Annotated in this window: 19 protein-coding genes; 7 read left to right on the top strand and 12 right to left on the bottom strand. The window is 55.2% G+C overall.

Features of this window, described 5'->3' with window-relative positions; all coding sequences use genetic code 11:
* Positions 1 to 5: 5 nt before the first annotated feature.
* The 3 genes from citF to citG are packed head-to-tail and all read left to right on the top strand — an operon-like array spanning position 6 to position 2,852.
* A complete protein-coding gene (citF, locus tag LCD46_18745; GenBank protein ID UOY70067.1) occupies positions 6 to 1,523 on the top strand; it encodes a citrate lyase subunit alpha in 1,518 nt (505 codons plus the stop codon).
* A gap of 2 nt (positions 1,524 to 1,525) precedes the next feature.
* The gene (gene citX, locus LCD46_18740) at positions 1,526 to 2,065 is read left to right on the top strand and encodes a citrate lyase holo-[acyl-carrier protein] synthase (protein UOY70066.1); all 540 of its coding nucleotides are present in this window, start codon (positions 1,526 to 1,528) and stop codon (positions 2,063 to 2,065) included.
* Positions 2,043 to 2,852 carry a triphosphoribosyl-dephospho-CoA synthase CitG gene (citG, locus tag LCD46_18735; protein UOY70065.1) on the top strand — a complete coding sequence of 270 codons (810 nt, stop codon included), beginning with the start codon at positions 2,043 to 2,045 and terminating at the stop codon, positions 2,850 to 2,852. The genes citX and citG overlap by 23 nt, the downstream gene beginning before the upstream one ends.
* Positions 2,853 to 2,870: 18 nt before the next feature.
* Here the strand turns inward: citG and LCD46_18730 are convergent, their stop codons facing one another.
* The 4 genes from LCD46_18730 to mutY all read right to left on the bottom strand — a co-directional run bounded on the left by LCD46_18730 (position 2,871) and on the right by mutY (position 6,828).
* Positions 2,871 to 4,127, bottom strand: a complete 1,257-nt coding sequence (locus tag LCD46_18730; protein ID UOY70064.1) for a nucleoside permease — start codon at positions 4,125 to 4,127, stop codon at positions 2,871 to 2,873.
* Positions 4,128 to 4,344: 217 nt separating this feature from the next.
* Positions 4,345 to 5,421, bottom strand: coding sequence for a membrane-bound lytic murein transglycosylase MltC (mltC, locus tag LCD46_18725; GenBank protein UOY73003.1), 1,077 nt, complete (start codon positions 5,419 to 5,421; stop codon positions 4,345 to 4,347).
* Positions 5,422 to 5,477: 56 nt separating this feature from the next.
* Positions 5,478 to 5,750: an oxidative damage protection protein gene (locus tag LCD46_18720; GenBank protein UOY70063.1), complete on the bottom strand. Its 273-nt coding sequence runs from the start codon at positions 5,748 to 5,750 to the stop codon at positions 5,478 to 5,480.
* A gap of 25 nt (positions 5,751 to 5,775) precedes the next feature.
* Positions 5,776 to 6,828: an A/G-specific adenine glycosylase gene (gene mutY / locus LCD46_18715; GenBank protein UOY70062.1), complete on the bottom strand. Its 1,053-nt coding sequence runs from the start codon at positions 6,826 to 6,828 to the stop codon at positions 5,776 to 5,778.
* Positions 6,829 to 6,972: 144 nt separating this feature from the next.
* Here mutY and trmB point away from each other — a divergent pair, with 144 nt between their 5' ends.
* The 3 genes from trmB to LCD46_18700 are packed head-to-tail and all read left to right on the top strand — an operon-like array spanning position 6,973 to position 8,791.
* Positions 6,973 to 7,692: a tRNA (guanosine(46)-N7)-methyltransferase TrmB gene (gene trmB, locus LCD46_18710; protein ID UOY70061.1), complete on the top strand. Its 720-nt coding sequence runs from the start codon at positions 6,973 to 6,975 to the stop codon at positions 7,690 to 7,692.
* Positions 7,692 to 8,018 (top strand): YggL family protein, encoded by a 327-nt coding sequence (locus tag LCD46_18705; GenBank protein ID UOY70060.1) that lies wholly within the window; start codon positions 7,692 to 7,694, stop codon positions 8,016 to 8,018. The genes trmB and LCD46_18705 overlap by 1 nt, the downstream gene beginning before the upstream one ends.
* Before the next feature lie 56 nt (positions 8,019 to 8,074).
* On the top strand, positions 8,075 to 8,791 hold the full coding sequence (locus tag LCD46_18700; GenBank protein ID UOY70059.1) for a DUF2884 domain-containing protein: 717 nt from the start codon (positions 8,075 to 8,077) through the stop codon (positions 8,789 to 8,791).
* An 82-nt stretch (positions 8,792 to 8,873) separates the two neighbouring features.
* On the opposite strand, the gene LCD46_18695 is transcribed toward LCD46_18700, so the two are convergent.
* The 6 genes from LCD46_18695 to LCD46_18670 form a co-directional block, all read right to left on the bottom strand.
* Positions 8,874 to 9,212, bottom strand: a complete 339-nt coding sequence (locus LCD46_18695) for an endonuclease domain-containing protein (GenBank protein ID UOY70058.1) — start codon at positions 9,210 to 9,212, stop codon at positions 8,874 to 8,876.
* Between the two features lie 63 nt (positions 9,213 to 9,275).
* A complete protein-coding gene (hemW, locus tag LCD46_18690) occupies positions 9,276 to 10,418 on the bottom strand; it encodes a radical SAM family heme chaperone HemW (protein UOY70057.1) in 1,143 nt (380 codons plus the stop codon).
* Complete coding sequence (locus tag LCD46_18685) at positions 10,411 to 11,004, bottom strand: XTP/dITP diphosphatase (GenBank protein UOY70056.1); 594 nt, start codon at positions 11,002 to 11,004, stop codon at positions 10,411 to 10,413. Before LCD46_18685 ends, hemW begins: the two co-directional genes overlap by 8 nt.
* A gap of 3 nt (positions 11,005 to 11,007) precedes the next feature.
* Positions 11,008 to 11,304, bottom strand: a complete 297-nt coding sequence (yggU, locus tag LCD46_18680; GenBank protein ID UOY70055.1) for a DUF167 family protein YggU — start codon at positions 11,302 to 11,304, stop codon at positions 11,008 to 11,010.
* Entirely contained in the window at positions 11,301 to 11,867 is a 567-nt protein-coding gene (locus tag LCD46_18675) for a YggT family protein (GenBank protein UOY70054.1), read from the bottom strand. The genes yggU and LCD46_18675 overlap by 4 nt, the downstream gene beginning before the upstream one ends.
* 21 nt (positions 11,868 to 11,888) lie before the next feature.
* Positions 11,889 to 12,590, bottom strand: a complete 702-nt coding sequence (locus LCD46_18670; GenBank protein UOY70053.1) for a YggS family pyridoxal phosphate-dependent enzyme — start codon at positions 12,588 to 12,590, stop codon at positions 11,889 to 11,891.
* 17 nt (positions 12,591 to 12,607) lie between these two features.
* Here LCD46_18670 and LCD46_18665 point away from each other — a divergent pair, with 17 nt between their 5' ends.
* A complete protein-coding gene (locus tag LCD46_18665; protein UOY70052.1) occupies positions 12,608 to 13,606 on the top strand; it encodes a type IV pilus twitching motility protein PilT in 999 nt (332 codons plus the stop codon).
* Here the strand turns inward: LCD46_18665 and ruvX are convergent.
* Together ruvX and LCD46_18655 are read right to left on the bottom strand one after the other, a co-directional pair.
* Complete coding sequence (gene ruvX / locus LCD46_18660) at positions 13,600 to 14,016, bottom strand: Holliday junction resolvase RuvX (GenBank protein UOY70051.1); 417 nt, start codon at positions 14,014 to 14,016, stop codon at positions 13,600 to 13,602. The two genes, LCD46_18665 and ruvX, sit on opposite strands and share 7 nt — an antisense overlap.
* Complete coding sequence (locus LCD46_18655) at positions 14,016 to 14,576, bottom strand: YqgE/AlgH family protein (GenBank protein UOY70050.1); 561 nt, start codon at positions 14,574 to 14,576, stop codon at positions 14,016 to 14,018. Before LCD46_18655 ends, ruvX begins: the two co-directional genes overlap by 1 nt.
* Positions 14,577 to 14,623: the final 47 nt, after the last annotated feature.

Genomic DNA, 14,623 nt, shown 5'->3' with positions numbered 1-14,623 from the left:
AGATAATGAATCAGACAGAACTGCTCCATGTGAATTTTCCCCATCTGCGGGACTTAAAACCCTTTGATACCGCCCACAGCGCGACGCCGTGGCTGAACAATCCAGAAGAAAAACATACCCGTAAACTGTGTGCTTCTGTTGAAGAGGCCGTGTTACGTAGCGGCTTGCAGGACGGGATGACCATTTCGTTTCACCATGCGTTTCGCGAAGGCGACCGGGTGATCAATAACGTCGTGGCACTGTTGGCGAAGATGGGTTTCAAAAACCTGACCCTGGCCTCCAGCTCACTGATGACCTGCAACGATGCGTTGATTGAACATATTGAACGCGGCGTGATCACCCGAATTTATACTTCCGGAATGCGCGGCAAGCTGGCGGATGCCATCTCTCACGGCCTGATGGACGAGCCGGTGCAAATTCACTCCCACGGTGGGCGCGTGAAGCTGTTGCAGGACGGCGAGCTGAACATCGACGTGGCGTTTCTTGGCGTGCCATGCAGCGATGAGTTCGGCAATGCCAACGGCACGCACGGCAAATCGAGCTGCGGCTCGCTTGGCTACGCCATGGTGGACGCGCACTTTGCCAGCAAGGTAGTACTGCTGACCGAAGAGCTAGTGCCGTTCCCCAATATGCCCGCCAGTCTGGTGCAGGACCAGGTGGACTACATTGTGCAGGTCGAGAGCGTGGGCGATCCGGCGAAAATTAGCGTCGGCGCGGCGCGCGTCACCAGCAATCCGCGCGAGCTGATGATTGCCCGTTATGCGGCCGATGTGATTGAGCACTCCGGCTACTTCAAACCAGGCTTCTCGATGCAGACCGGCTCCGGCGCGGCGGCCACCGCCTGTACGCGCTTTATGGAAGAGAAGATGGAGCGCAGCGGCGTGAAGGCACGTTTTGCGCTCGGCGGCATCACCGGTAGCCTGGTGGATCTGCACGAAAAAGGGCTGATCGAAAAGCTGCTGGACACCCAGTGCTTTGACGGCCAGGCAGCAGCATCGCTGGCGCGCAACCCGAACCACGTGGAGATCTCCACCAACGTTTATGCCAACCCGGGCAGTAAGGCGGCAAGCTGCGACCAGCTCGACGTGGTGATCCTCAGTGCGCTGGAGATCGACGTTGATTTCAACGTCAACGTTATCACCGGTTCCGACGGCGTGATGCGCGGCGCCTCCGGCGGGCACTGCGACGTGGCCGCCGCAGCGAACCTGACCATTGTGGTCGCGCCACTGCTGCGCAGCCGCATTCCGACGGTCGTGAAGCGAGTCACCACGCGCCTCACGCCGGGCGAAAGCATCGACGTGCTGGTTACCGATCACGGCATTGCGGTCAACCCGGCGCGCCCGGAGATCCGCGAGCGGCTGCTGGACGCCGGGCTGAAGGTTGTGGATATCAACGCGCTTTACGAACGGGCGATTTCCCTGACGGGCGTGCCCAAACCGATTGAATTTACCGACAAGATCGTCGGGGTGATCCGCTACCGTGATGGCAGCGTGATCGACACCGTTCGACAGGTGAAGGAGTAGTTATGACTTTAGCGACACCCGTGCGGGCGGGTGTCAGCCTGGACGAACTGCTGGCGGCGAAAGAGTGCCGCGCAGCGCGTCAGGCTGACTGGCTTACGCACTATCAACAACCGGTGATTTCCCTCACGTTGGTTACGCCAGGAGAAATCAAAGACAGCCTGCGCTATCGCAATACCATGGGCGTGGCATTACAGATGTGCGATCAACTGCTGTGGGAAAACCACTGGCAGGTGCTCGACCGCCAGGTGCTGTGGTTGCCAACCGGGCCCGAAGCGCTTTGGTGTGTGGCCCATCCGGCGGTGGAAATCAAAGCGCACTGTGCGGAGCTGGAGCAAACGCACCCGCTCGGCAGGCTGTGGGATCTGGACGTGATCTGCCCTCAGCACGGCCATGTTGGGCGCCAGTCGCTGGGAACCAATCTCAGGCGCTGTCTGATTTGCGATGAACCGGCCCACGCCTGTTCCCGTTCGCGTAACCATCCCGTTGAACAGGTGGTTTCTCGCGTGGAGAAGATGATCGATGACTGGTTTGCTCGCGACTAAACCGCGCCGGGCTGACGTGCCTGCGCTTGCCGAAGCGGCGTTGTGGCAGGAGCTGGAACTGACGCCCAAGCCGGGGCTGGTGGACAAACTCAATAACGGTTCCCATCGCGATATGGACCACGCGCTGTTTGTCCGCAGTATTGCGGCGATTACGCCGTGGTTTTCGCGCTTTGCTGAACTCGGCAACGCGCATGCAGATAGGCCCGCAGATGAACAGCTACGGATTATTCGCCCTATGGGAATGGCCTGCGAACAGGCGATGTATGCCGCGACGAACGGAGTGAACACGCACAAAGGCGGAATTTTTGCCCTGGGTTTACTGTGCTATGCCGCCGGACGTGTGAAAAATGTCTCCCCAGAAAGCCTCTGCTGTGAGGTAAGTAACATCTGCAGTGGGATGGTGTCGCGGGAGCTGGTCGCCCGCAGCGGACAGGCGACGGCGGGAGAGCGTCAGTTTCAGCAGTACGGTTTAACCGGCGCGCGCGGTGAGGCAGAAAGCGGCTTTGCTACGGTGCGTAAGGCGCTGGCGCAATGGAACGGGCATTCACTTCACGGCCTGCTGTTACGCCTGATGGCAGTCAATCAGGACAGTAATCTGGTGTCACGCGGTGGCATTGAGGGGCTGCGCTATGCGCAGGGATATGCGCACGAATTACTGGTGAACGGCTGGGATCGTGAGGCGTTGCTTAGAATGGATAAGGCATTGATTGAACGCAATCTGAGTCCTGGCGGTAGCGCGGATTTGTTGTCGGTGGGTTGGGTGTTGTCAAAATTACCCCTCTCCTGAAAGGAGAGGGGATAACGATTAATGCGCGATAGGCTGCGCGCCGTGCGCTTCGCGGACGTGCTTGTACTTGAACAGCGCGATAAACGCGAAGAACAGCACCAGCGAATATGCTGCGAAGATGAGCCACACTGGCTGCCAGTTGGTGATGCCGTTAGTGGTATACATCTCAACCACTTTACCGCTCACCACACCGCCCAGAATACAGCCGAAGCCGTTGGTCATCATCAGGAACATGCCCTGCGCACTGGCGCGGATTTCGGGCTTCACCTCTTTTTCCACAAACACCGAACCGGAGATGTTGAAGAAGTCGAAGGCACAGCCGTAAACAATCATCGACAGAACCAGCAGCACGGTACCGAACGGGCTTGGGTCGCCATAGGCGAACAGACCGAAGCGCAACATCCACGCCGCGATACTGATAAGCATCACGTTCTTGATGCCGTAGCGGCTCAGGAAGAACGGGATGGTCAGGATGAACAGCGTCTCAGAGATCTGAGAGATGGACATCATCACTGACGCATGTTCAACGATAAAGCTGCCAGAGAACAGCGGGTTGTTATCGAAGCTGTGCAGGAAGGTGTTGCCAAACATGTTGGTGATCTGCAGCTCAGCTCCCAGCAGCATGGAGAAGATAAAGAAGATCGCCATGCGTTTGTTTTTGAACAGCGCGAACGCGTCCAGGCCGAGCATGGTACTCCAGCTCTGGTTTTTCTGCTGGTTTGAGACCGGAATATGCGGCAGCGTCAGGGTGAAGATCGCCAGCACCACGGAGAGCGCTGCACCGATATAGAGCTGCATATGGCTCAGTTCGAAGCCTGCGAAGCTCACGCCCCACATCGCCATAATAAAGCCGATGGTGCCCCAGATACGGATTGGCGGGAAATCGGTCACGATATCCATATCATTGGATTTCAGGCGGTAGTAGGAGATGGTGTTGATCAGCCCAAGCGTTGGCATGTAGGCCAGCGAGTTAAGCAGGATCACCATGAACATCGCCCCCGGCGTGGTTACCTGGGCTGCCATAAACAGCGTCCCCGCGCCTACCAGATGGCAAAGCATGTACAGCCATTTCGCACTTAACCACTTATCCGCCACGATACCCAGCAGCGTTGGCATGAAAACAGCCGCAATACCGAGCGAGCTGTATACGGCACCGATTGACGCGCCATCGAACTTGAGCGTCACAAACATATAGGAGCCGAGCGTAGTCAGCCAGCTACCCCACAGGCAGAACTGCAGAAACGACAATATTTTAAGCTGCAGCTTAAGGTTCATGTTACTTTCCTCACAAGTGAGCGGGAGATATGTTGTTTTGGGAACATTCAGGGTTGTTATTTGATGCAATTCTATCAGTTGGCAACGATATGTTTTGTTACCTCCCGCAAAAAAATGCAATCCACATTAATTTGCAGTTTGGATTGTGATGCAAATAACATTTTCGTATGGGTGGGGGAAACAGAACACCTTCTCCGTTTAGGAGAAGGTGTGTTGATCAACGGCGGCGGTAGTTTTTCTGTGCCGTATTCACCTTATACAGATAGCGGCGGGATTCCGCAGACGGGTGGCGAGTGGTGAGGGTTGAGTAGACATCCCCCGGCGCCATGCTGTTGATGATGTTTGCGGCTTGAACCTTGTCATTCGAGAACACGCGCAACACGCTGCCCGCACCACCGTTATACGCAGTAATCACCGCATAACGACGTGACGTCGGGTTATCAATTCCGCCCAGGTACACATTGTTGAGCATGGCCAGGTAAGCCGTACCGGTATCAATGTTGCTCTGTGGGTCGAACAGATAACCGCGGCTTGGTGTGCCGGATTTCCCCTGAGCACGGAAGACATCTTTACCGGCGCTGTGTTGCACAACCTGCATCAGCCCCAGAGCATCGGAACGACTTACCGCGTATGGGTTAAAAGAAGATTCCGTTTGCATGATCGCCAGGATCAGCGACTCATCCACACCATATTTACGTGAGGCCTGACGCACCATTCCCAGGTACTTATGCGCACGCTTGTCGAGGTGGTTCGGGACGAGGTTGATGGTGATGCTGTAGATAATCTTCAGGCCGTTTGAGCGGCTTTTCAGACGGGTCTGCAGCAGATAGTCAGCAAATTTTGTGGCGCGACCTTCCCAGCGGATTGGCTGTCCGGTCTGATCGACCACCTGACCGTACAGGAACGGCTCTTTCGAGATCGTAATATCGTCGGCATCGGAGTAGAGATCGATAGAGCCTGGATCGTCACCCATCAGCAGGGTTTTGATAATTGCCTGCCTTAACCGTGCCGCCGGATCCGTACCTGCGATGGTCTCTATCGTGATCGTACCTTCATCAAAGTTGATGTGGCTACGGGTCAGATAAGCGTCGGTGTACTTAACGTAGTCCTTAGGTCCGGCAATAAGAACTTCGTTAAATCCCCATATATTCTCGATGTTGTGGGCAAACTGCCCCATCAAAATGTCAAAACCGTTGGTGTCCTTGATCCAGGCTTCGTTGTATTCTTCGCCTTTTTTTGACGAACACGAGACAAGCAACGGCGCAACAAGGGCTAGCGCTAAAAGTTTTTTCATCATTCCGGGAGTGCGTGTTGTGTTTGCTTTAACGGCGGGGGCATCCCCGCGCGCTGTTATTTTTCCGGCGGCGTATAGCCTTCGATGTGTACGTCTTTGCCTTCAAACAGGAAGCTCACCATCTCCTGCTCCAGCAGCTTGCGGTGTTCCGGGTTCATCATGCTGAGTTTTTTCTCGTTGATCAGCATGGTCTGTTTTTTCTGCCACTGTCCCCAGGCTTCTTTGGAGATTTCGTTATAAATGCGCTTACCCAGATCGCCCGGATAAAGCTGGAAGTCCTGGCCTTCAGCGTCACGCTGCAGGAAAGTACAAAAAATCGTTCTGGCCATACTCATTCCTCTTTTTTAGCCGATGCTAAACCATTGCACCGGCACGTAATTGCTGTAACAGGCGCTCCACGGGAGCCGCCAGCCCGACTGATGGCGGTTGCGCTAAGTTATACCAGAGAGCAGTGCCTTCATCCATGCATGAGGTGAATGAGGACACGGGAAGCCACATCGGAACAATATCCAGATGGAAATGGCTAAAGGTGTGGCGAAACGCGGTCAGTTGCGTCAGATTATCGGCAGCAATCCCGCGCTTTTTAAGCCATTCGCGCAGCAAATCTTCATCTTCAAACTGTGGGAAACAGTACAGACCACCCCACAAACCGCTCGGTGGACGCTGGGCGAGGAAGACTTCGTCGCCGTGTTGCATCAACAACATATAGCCCGTGCGCTCCGGCAGCGTCTGCTTAGGTTTCTTGCCCGGATACTGCGCCCATGAATGGTTGGCATACGCCACGCAGAGATTATTGACCGGGCAGAGTTCGCATTTCGGTTTCGAGCGCGTGCAGACCATTGCGCCGAGATCCATCATCGCCTGGTTAAAACGCTCAACGCCTTTGGCTGGGGTCACGTCTTCACTGATCTCCCAGAGCCGTTTTTCAACGTCTTTCTTCCCTGGCCAGCCATCGACGGCATAGCAGCGTGCCAGTACGCGTTTTACGTTGCCGTCGAGGATCGGGAAATGTTTGCCGAGTGACAACGAGAGAATGGCACCTGCGGTTGAACGTCCGACGCCAGGCAAATCTGCCACCTCGTCGAAGGTTTCCGGGAATTGTCCGTTGTGGCGCGTCGCGACCTGCTGTGCGGCCTTGTGAAGGTTGCGTGCGCGGGCGTAATAGCCAAGCCCCGTCCACAGGTGTAGCACTTCGTCCAGCGGCGCATTGGCCAGATCGGTCACTGTCGGGAAACGCGCCATAAAACGCTCAAAATAAGGAATCACCGTGGCGACCTGCGTTTGTTGCAACATCACCTCGGAGAGCCATACTTTGTAAGGCGTTTTTTCAATTTGCCAGGGCAGGGTTTTACGCCCGTATTTGTCGTACCAGTCCAGCACCTGGGCTGAAAATTGAGAGGCTTGCATGGTCATCGATTCGCATAATCAGGGACGCAGATTGCAGCACAGCGTCAATCTGCTGTAAACCGGATCTTTCCCATGCTTGCATAGAAGCCTTAACTTTGGATAATGCCCGTTTCCCGAACATTCTCACAAGCAGACAACTCTTTTATGAAAAACGACGTCATTTCACCGGAATTTGATGAAAACGGTCGCCCGCTGCGCCGTATTCGCAGCTTTGTCCGCCGTCAGGGTCGCCTGACTAAAGGGCAGCAACATGCGCTGGACAACTACTGGCCGGTGATGGGCGTTGAGTTCACAGAACAGCCTGTCGATTTTGCCGAGCTGTTTGGCCGCGAAGCGCCTGTGACGCTTGAGATTGGTTTTGGTATGGGGACCTCGCTGGTGGCCATGGCCAAAGCCCGCCCTGAGCAGAACTTCCTCGGCATTGAAGTACACTCGCCTGGCGTAGGTGCATGCCTGGCAACGGCTCATGAAGAGGGCGTTGAGAACCTGCGCGTGATGTGTCACGACGCGGTGGAAGTGCTGCACAAAATGATTCCTGACAATTCTTTGAACATGGTTCAGCTCTTTTTCCCTGACCCATGGCACAAAGCACGTCATAATAAACGCCGTATCGTTCAGGCTCCGTTTGCAGAGCTGCTGAAAAGTAAGTTAAAACTGGGCGGTGTCTTCCACATGGCGACCGACTGGGAACCTTATGCGGAACATATGCTGGAAGTAATGTCTTCGCTGGACGGGTATAAAAACCAGTCTGAAAGCAATGACTATGTACCGCGTCCGGATTCGCGTCCGGTAACGAAATTTGAACAGCGTGGCCATCGTCTTGGCCACGGTGTATGGGACTTAATGTTCGAGAGGGTGAAATAATGGCAAAGAATCGTAGCCGTCGTCTGCGTAAAAAAATGCACATCGAAGAATTCCAGGAAGTGGGTTTCTCCGTTGCGTGGCGTTTCCCGGAAGGCACCAGTGTAGAACAGATCGATCAGGACGTAGATGCGTTCATCAATGACGTGATCGAACCTAACAAACTGGCCTTCGACGGTAGCGGCTACCTGGCATGGGAAGGTCTGATCTGCACCCAGGAAGTGGGTAAATGCACCGAAGAACATCAGGCTCTGGTACGCAAATGGCTTGAGGACCACAAACTGGAAGATGTCCGCGTCAGCGAACTTTTCGACGTTTGGTGGGACTAATTAAGAAGTCAAGGGCCAGCATTAGCTGGCCCATTTTGTCTGAGGGAGTGTTTAAGATGCGCAAAACGTTGCTGGCTGTTGCTTTGATGGCAACCGGATTCACCGCCCATGCGGATTACAAATGTAGCGTCACCCCGCGTGATGACGTGGTGTTAAGCCCGCAAACCGTTCAGGTCAAAGGCGAAAATGGCGATCTGGTGATTACGCCGGATGGTAACGTGACGTTTAATGGCAAGGTGTACAACCTGACTGCCGCGCAGCGTGAGCAGGCGAAAGACTACCAGTCCGATTTGCGTACCGCGCTTCCGTGGATTGACCAGGGCGCTCTGACACGCGTTGAGAAAAGTCGCGTTGCGCTGGACAAGATCATTACCAAAGAAGTGGGTGAGAGCAGTAATATGCGCTCCCGCCTGACAAAGCTCGATAAACAGCTGAAAGAGCAAATGAACCGTATTATTGAGCATCGCACCGATGGCCTGACGTTCCACTACAAAGCGATTGATCAGGTCCGTGCTGACGGGCAGCAACTGGTGAACCAGGCGATGGGCGGCATTCTGCAGGACAGTATCAACGAGATGGGTGCTAAAGCGGTGCTGAAGGGCGGCGGTAACCCGCTTCAGGGCGTGCTGGGCAGTCTGGGCGGCCTGCAGACCTCAATTCAGAACGAGTGGAAGAACCAGGAAGATGATTTCCAGCAGTTCGGCAAAGACGTGTGTAAACGCGTGGTGTCGCTGGAAGATAGTCGGAAGGCGCTGGTGGGGACGTTGAAGTAGGATCTCTGCGCGCTGGGCCCCTCACCCCGGCCCTCTCCCACAGGGAGAGGGAGTAAGAGTTCCCTCTCCCTGTGGGAGAGGGTTAGGGTGAGGGCATCAGGCATTGCAGTCGTTGAAGAATGATATTTAACACTTCTTCTTCGTTAACGCGAAATTCATTATTCCAGAACCGCGCAACCTCCCATCCGTTAGTTTTCAAATACGCAGTCCGTCGCTGATCGTAGGCCTCTTGGTTCTGATGCTGTCCACCGTCCAGCTCGATAATCAGCTTTGCCTTAAAACAGGCAAAATCCACGATATACGCGCCAATCGGCATCTGGCGGCGAAACTTATATCCAAAGAAACGACGACCTCGAAGCAAATACCAGAGGCGTAATTCTTCGGGCGTCATTTGTTTACGCAGTTGTTTTGATTTTTCCACCCCCACACTCTGCCAGCCTTTCCCTCAGCTGGCAGAACGGGATGCAAAATCCTGAATCAGCCTTCAGGGATCTTCAGCGAGGAACAGCTCAAGAAGAGAGTTTAAGAACAGTTTGCCGTGCTCAGTGATTTGCCAGTATTCATCACACTCGGTCAGATACCCCTGCGCCAGCGCTTCGTCAATCTGCGGACGAATCACCGCTTCCGGCAGGCCGGTGTAGAGTTCGAACTCTTTACGTGGCGCGGCTTCCAGCAGACGGAAGCGGTTCATAAAGAACTCAAACGGCTTATCCGCCGCCTCGACGTCATGCTGACGCTCCAGGTAGCGGCCTTCCATATACCCACGCGGGTGGCGAGTCTTGGCCGTGCGCAGAATACGCCCGTCCGGGAACGTCACTTTACCGTGAGCGCCGCAGCCAATCCCCAGGTAATCACCGAAACGCCAGTAGTTCAGGTTGTGCTGACACTGGTAGCCCGGCTTCGCGTACGCGGACGTTTCATACTGCTGGTAGCCCGCAGCGGTCAGAAGCTGATGGCCCTGCTCGAAGATATCCCACAGCGCGTCGTCATCCGGCAGTACCGGCGGGCGGGAACCAAACAGCGTGTTCGGCTCAATGGTGAGCTGGTACCACGACAGGTGCGGTGGGTTCAGCTCAATCGCCTGGCGTAAATCGTCCAGCGCCTCGTCCAGCGACTGGTCCGGCAGGCCGTGCATCAAATCAAGGTTAAAGCTGCGCAGGCCCAGGCCTGTCGCCAGCTTTGCCGCACGCTTCGCCTCTTCCGGGCCGTGAATGCGCCCCAGACGTTTTAACTTCGGTTCGCTAAAGCTCTGCACGCCGATGGAGATACGGTTAACGCCCGCACGTTGATAATCGACAAAACGGTCAGCCTCAACAGTGCCGGGGTTGGCTTCCATCGTGATTTCAGCATCAGCTGCCAGGTTCAGGCGAGCACGCACGCCGTCCAGCAGCGTTTGCATCGCCGGACCTGACAGCAGGCTCGGTGTACCGCCACCAATAAAAATGGTCTTAACTTCACGTCCCTGTGCGTAAGGTACATCGGTATCCAGGTCGGCCAGCAGATGTGCAACGTAGTCATCGTGCGGCACTTCACCTTTCAGCGCGTGCGAGTTGAAATCGCAGTACGGACATTTCTGCACGCACCACGGGATGTGAATATAAAGACTCAGAGGTGGCAAATTAGCCATTACGTAACGCTTCCAGTAACAGTTTCAGTGCGCGTCCACGGTGGGATATCGCGCTTTTCTCTTCACGGGTCAGTTCCGCCGCGGTTTTACCCTCAGACGGGACAAAGAAAATCGGGTCATAACCAAAGCCGCCATTGCCTGCTGCTTCACGGGTAATCACACCCGGCCAGCTACCGTGGCAGACGATGGGGGTTGGGTCTTCCGCATGACGCATATACACCAGCACACAGTGGAACTGCGCGGTACGCTGTTCGGCAGGCACATCTTTCAGTGCAACAAGCAGCTTTTCCAGATTCTGCTGGTCGGTTGCATCTACGCCAGAATAGCGCGCGGAGTAGATCCCCGGCGCGCCACCGAGAAAATCCACGGCAAGACCGGAATCATCGGCAATTGCGGGCAGGCCCGTTATCTGCGAGGCATGGCGCGCTTTCAGGATCGCGTTTTCGATAAACGTCAGGCCTGTCTCTTCGGCGGAATCAACACCGAGTTCGGTCTGGGCAACCACATCCAGCCCAAAATCATTTAATAGCGAGGCCAGCTCGCGTACTTTACCGGCATTACCGGTCGCGAGAACAACTTTCTGCATGGTTTAGTCCTGTTCTGTCAGAGCCGCGACTTCCGTCGGGATAGATTGCGGGTTGAGGATTTTTACCTGTTTATGCCGCCCAAGTTCGCCTTTTTCGATGATGACCTGGCTTTTCGCCACGCGAAACTGTTTTGCCAGATATTTGGTCAAATGCGCGTTCGCCTGGCCGTCAACGGGTGGGGCAGTGATGGCGACTTTTAACTCGTCGCCATGCAGTCCAACAATACTGTCGCGGCTGGCTTTCGGCTGAATATACAGCCGCAAAACCAGCCCGTCAGCGCAGGTGCTTACTGCGCTCATAGCGCCATCCACAGCCCCGGCAGCAGCATATCGCCCGTGGACTGTAACAGCTCTGCGATGCCCATGTTGATCACGTAGAGCAGCAGAACCAGGATCATTGGGGAAAAATCGATGCCGCCCATAGACGGAAGCAGGTTACGGATCGGGCGCAGCAGAGGTTCTGCCAGTTGCATCAGCGCGTACTCCACCGGGCTACGACCCTGGCTCACCCAGCTCATGATTGCCATGACCAGCAGCACCCAGAAGATCAGCAGACCGACGGTTTTAATCAGAATCAATACCGCTGCAATCCAGATAATCGGCTGGAAGGTGATGACCATAAACAGCACAATCGCTTTGATAATGCTCAGAATAAACGCCACCAGCACAGAAGCGCTGTCGATGGGACCCATTGCCGGGATAATACGACGCAGCGGTCCGACAACAGGCTGCGTGATTTTCACGACAAACTGCGAGAATGGGTTGTAAAAATCAACACGGGCCCACTGCATCCAGACGCGCAGCAAAAGCGCCATCGTATACAGCTCAATGACCGTTGAGAGCAGGAAAGTCAACGTCTTCATGGCGTTCCTCAGGTTTCCTTATTATTTTGAGTAGTCGCGCGCACCGAAAATTGCCGTACCGATGCGCACCATAGTGCTGCCTGCCGCGATGGCGGCTTCCATATCATCCGACATGCCCAGAGAAAGCGTGTCTACCGTTTGATAGCGCGATTTAAGCGACTCAAATGCTACAGCCATTTGCTGTGCCACGGCAAACTGCCTTTCATAACTTGACTCAGGCGCCGGTATTGCCATCAGCCCACGCAGGGTTAAACGCGGCAATGCGGCGACTTCAGCCGCCAGCGCATCCAGTTCGTCCAGAGTAATGCCGGACTTGCTGTTTTCGTCACTGATGTTGACCTGAATCAGCACATTAAGAGCGGGCATTTCAGCCGGACGCTGCTCGTTCAGGCGGGTAGCGATGCGCAGACGGTCTATGGTATGACACCAGTCGAAGTGTTCCGCGACCAGTCGGCTTTTGTTTGACTGCAGTGGCCCAATAAAGTGCCATTGCAGATCCGTAACCCCCTGTTCCTGGAAGTCGCGAATTTTATCCACGCCTTCCTGCACATAGTTTTCGCCAAACGCCCGCTGGCCAGCATCAATTGCTTCTGCGATGGCGCTCGCAGGCTTAGTTTTGCTGACTGCAAGTAACGTAATTTCTTCTGAAGCACGGCCGCAACGTGTTGCTGCAGCTGAGATTTTGTCCCGGACCTGTGCCAGGTTATGCGCAATGTCGTTCATTTTCCGAGGAGTAGTCTATGGATGTGGAAGAAATTGTGGCCCTTAGTGTAAAGCATAACGTCTCCGATCTACACCTGTGCAGTGATTCACCACCCCGATGGCGCAGATTAGGCCGTCTTGAACCGGCACCGTTTCCGCCCCCTGATGTCGAGTCATTGCTAAAAGCGTGGCTCAACGATGAGCAGCAAGGAGCCTGGTGGGCAAACGGGCAGGTGGATTTTGCCGTAACCATTGCCGGAGGCCAGCGTTTGCGCGGCAGTGCCTTTAAACAGATGAAGGGGGTCTCTGTGACGCTACGGTTGTTGCCGCGAAGCTGTCCGCAACTCTCTTCGCTGGGGGTACCACGGGCTGTGCCGGAACTGCTAACGAACGACAACGGATTGATTCTGGTCACGGGGGCAACCGGCAGCGGCAAATCCACCACGCTGGCGGCGATGGTCGATTTTCTCAACCGCAATACTGACGGCCATATCCTGACGCTCGAAGATCCGGTGGAGTTTATGTACCAGAGTGAACGCTGCCTGATACAGCAACGAGAAATTGGCCAGCACAGTCCGTCATTCGCCGAGGCGCTACGTAGCGCGTTACGCGAGGATCCTGACATTATTCTGCTGGGGGAACTGCGCGACAGCGAAACGATCCGCCTGGCGCTGACGGCGGCTGAAACCGGGCATCTGGTGCTGGCAACATTGCATACGCGCGGTGCATCCCAGGCGATTGAACGGCTGGTCGATACGTTCCCGGCTCAGGAAAAAGATCCGGTGCGTAATCAACTGGCCAGCAGCCTGCGGGCGGTGCTGGCGCAAAAGCTACTCCCCGATCTACAGGGCGGTCGCGTGGCGCTGTATGAGCTACTGGTGAATACCGCTGCCGCGGCGAATCTCATTCGTGAAGGAAAAACATGGCAACTGCCCGGCATCATTCAAACCGGTCAACAAATGGGGATGCAGAACTTTGACCAGAGCCTGGCAGAGAGGCGGGCACAGGGGCGACTTCAGGCTCCCTGTGCTCAGTAGCCCTGTTCGAAATAGCTTTCGAGAATGATGACGGCAGAAGCAGAGTCTACGCTGCCTTTGTTGAGCGCCCGGAAACCCCCGTGCTCAAACAGACCCGCACGCGCTTCGACAGTGCTAAGACGCTCGTCGTGAAGCTTCACGGAGACGCCAAAGCGGCCATGGATTTTATTGGCAAACTTCCGCGCTCTGGCGGTCAGTGGCTGCTCTGTACCATCCATATTCAGCGGTAGTCCAACGATAACATCATCCGGCTGCCACTCTTTGAGCAGACGCTCAATCAGATTCCAGTCAGGCGTGCCGTCGTTGGCCTTCAGAGCCGTTAGCGGACGGGCAGTACCCGTGATGCGCTGACCCACGGCGACACCGATGCTTTTCGTACCAAAATCGAAAGCCAGAAGTGTTCCGCTCATCAGGCGTGCCCCGCTACGCCAGGCATGGTCAGAATATCAATGCCAATCAGTTTCGCCGCCTCACGCCAGCGATCGGCGATAGGGGTTTTAAACAGGATATTCATGTCCGCAGGTGCCGTAAGCCAGGCGTTATCGAGAAGCTCTTGCTCAAGCTGACCTTTTTCCCATGACGAGTAGCCCAGCGCCACCAGTACTTCAGAAGGCTGCTCTGCAGTTCCCAGCGTTTCGAGCACGTCGCGTGAGGTTGTGATGACGGTATTATCAGAGATTCGAATACTGGAAGAGAACTCAGGCGGCGTGTGCAGGATAAAACCACGATCTTCTGCAAGCGGTCCGCCCAGCATCACCGGTTTATCAAGCCGGATTTCCGGCAGGCGGGCTTCAGCCGAAATTTTCAGCTTTTCCAGAATCCCCTCAACCTGGAGGTTTTCCAGCGGTTTGTTGATGATGATACCCATCGCACCGTCTTCGTTGTATTCGCAAATATAAACCACGGCGCGGCGAAAAATCGGATCCTGGAGAGCAGGCATGGCAATAAGAAAGTGATGCTGTAAATTCATTGTCAGAGGTACTGTTTCCTGGTTTAAAAAGCGACAGCACCCAGTAT

The organism is Enterobacter ludwigii, assembly GCA_023023105.1.
Classification (GTDB): Bacteria; Pseudomonadota; Gammaproteobacteria; order Enterobacterales; family Enterobacteriaceae; genus Enterobacter; species Enterobacter adelaidei.
The sequence above is the reverse complement of the archived record's forward strand: the minus strand, read 5'-3'. Positions and strand labels throughout refer to the sequence as shown.

What these genes read in the sequence shown, in the direction of transcription:
- citF (UOY70067.1), top strand. Translation starts at nt 6, where the DNA reads ATGAATCAGACAGAACTGCTCCATGTGAATTTTCCCCATCTGCGGGAC.
- citX (UOY70066.1), top strand. Translation starts at nt 1,526, where the DNA reads ATGACTTTAGCGACACCCGTGCGGGCGGGTGTCAGCCTGGACGAACTG.
- citG (UOY70065.1), top strand. Translation starts at nt 2,043, where the DNA reads ATGACTGGTTTGCTCGCGACTAAACCGCGCCGGGCTGACGTGCCTGCG.
- LCD46_18730 (UOY70064.1), bottom strand. Translation starts at nt 4,127, where the DNA reads ATGAACCTTAAGCTGCAGCTTAAAATATTGTCGTTTCTGCAGTTCTGC.
- mltC (UOY73003.1), bottom strand. Translation starts at nt 5,421, where the DNA reads ATGAAAAAACTTTTAGCGCTAGCCCTTGTTGCGCCGTTGCTTGTCTCG.
- LCD46_18720 (UOY70063.1), bottom strand. Translation starts at nt 5,750, where the DNA reads ATGGCCAGAACGATTTTTTGTACTTTCCTGCAGCGTGACGCTGAAGGC.
- mutY (UOY70062.1), bottom strand. Translation starts at nt 6,828, where the DNA reads ATGCAAGCCTCTCAATTTTCAGCCCAGGTGCTGGACTGGTACGACAAA.
- trmB (UOY70061.1), top strand. Translation starts at nt 6,973, where the DNA reads ATGAAAAACGACGTCATTTCACCGGAATTTGATGAAAACGGTCGCCCG.
- LCD46_18705 (UOY70060.1), top strand. Translation starts at nt 7,692, where the DNA reads ATGGCAAAGAATCGTAGCCGTCGTCTGCGTAAAAAAATGCACATCGAA.
- LCD46_18700 (UOY70059.1), top strand. Translation starts at nt 8,075, where the DNA reads ATGCGCAAAACGTTGCTGGCTGTTGCTTTGATGGCAACCGGATTCACC.
- hemW (UOY70057.1), bottom strand. Translation starts at nt 10,418, where the DNA reads ATGGCTAATTTGCCACCTCTGAGTCTTTATATTCACATCCCGTGGTGC.
- LCD46_18685 (UOY70056.1), bottom strand. Translation starts at nt 11,004, where the DNA reads ATGCAGAAAGTTGTTCTCGCGACCGGTAATGCCGGTAAAGTACGCGAG.
- yggU (UOY70055.1), bottom strand. Translation starts at nt 11,304, where the DNA reads ATGAGCGCAGTAAGCACCTGCGCTGACGGGCTGGTTTTGCGGCTGTAT.
- LCD46_18675 (UOY70054.1), bottom strand. Translation starts at nt 11,867, where the DNA reads ATGAAGACGTTGACTTTCCTGCTCTCAACGGTCATTGAGCTGTATACG.
- LCD46_18670 (UOY70053.1), bottom strand. Translation starts at nt 12,590, where the DNA reads ATGAACGACATTGCGCATAACCTGGCACAGGTCCGGGACAAAATCTCA.
- LCD46_18665 (UOY70052.1), top strand. Translation starts at nt 12,608, where the DNA reads ATGGATGTGGAAGAAATTGTGGCCCTTAGTGTAAAGCATAACGTCTCC.
- ruvX (UOY70051.1), bottom strand. Translation starts at nt 14,016, where the DNA reads ATGAGCGGAACACTTCTGGCTTTCGATTTTGGTACGAAAAGCATCGGT.
- LCD46_18655 (UOY70050.1), bottom strand. Translation starts at nt 14,576, where the DNA reads ATGAATTTACAGCATCACTTTCTTATTGCCATGCCTGCTCTCCAGGAT.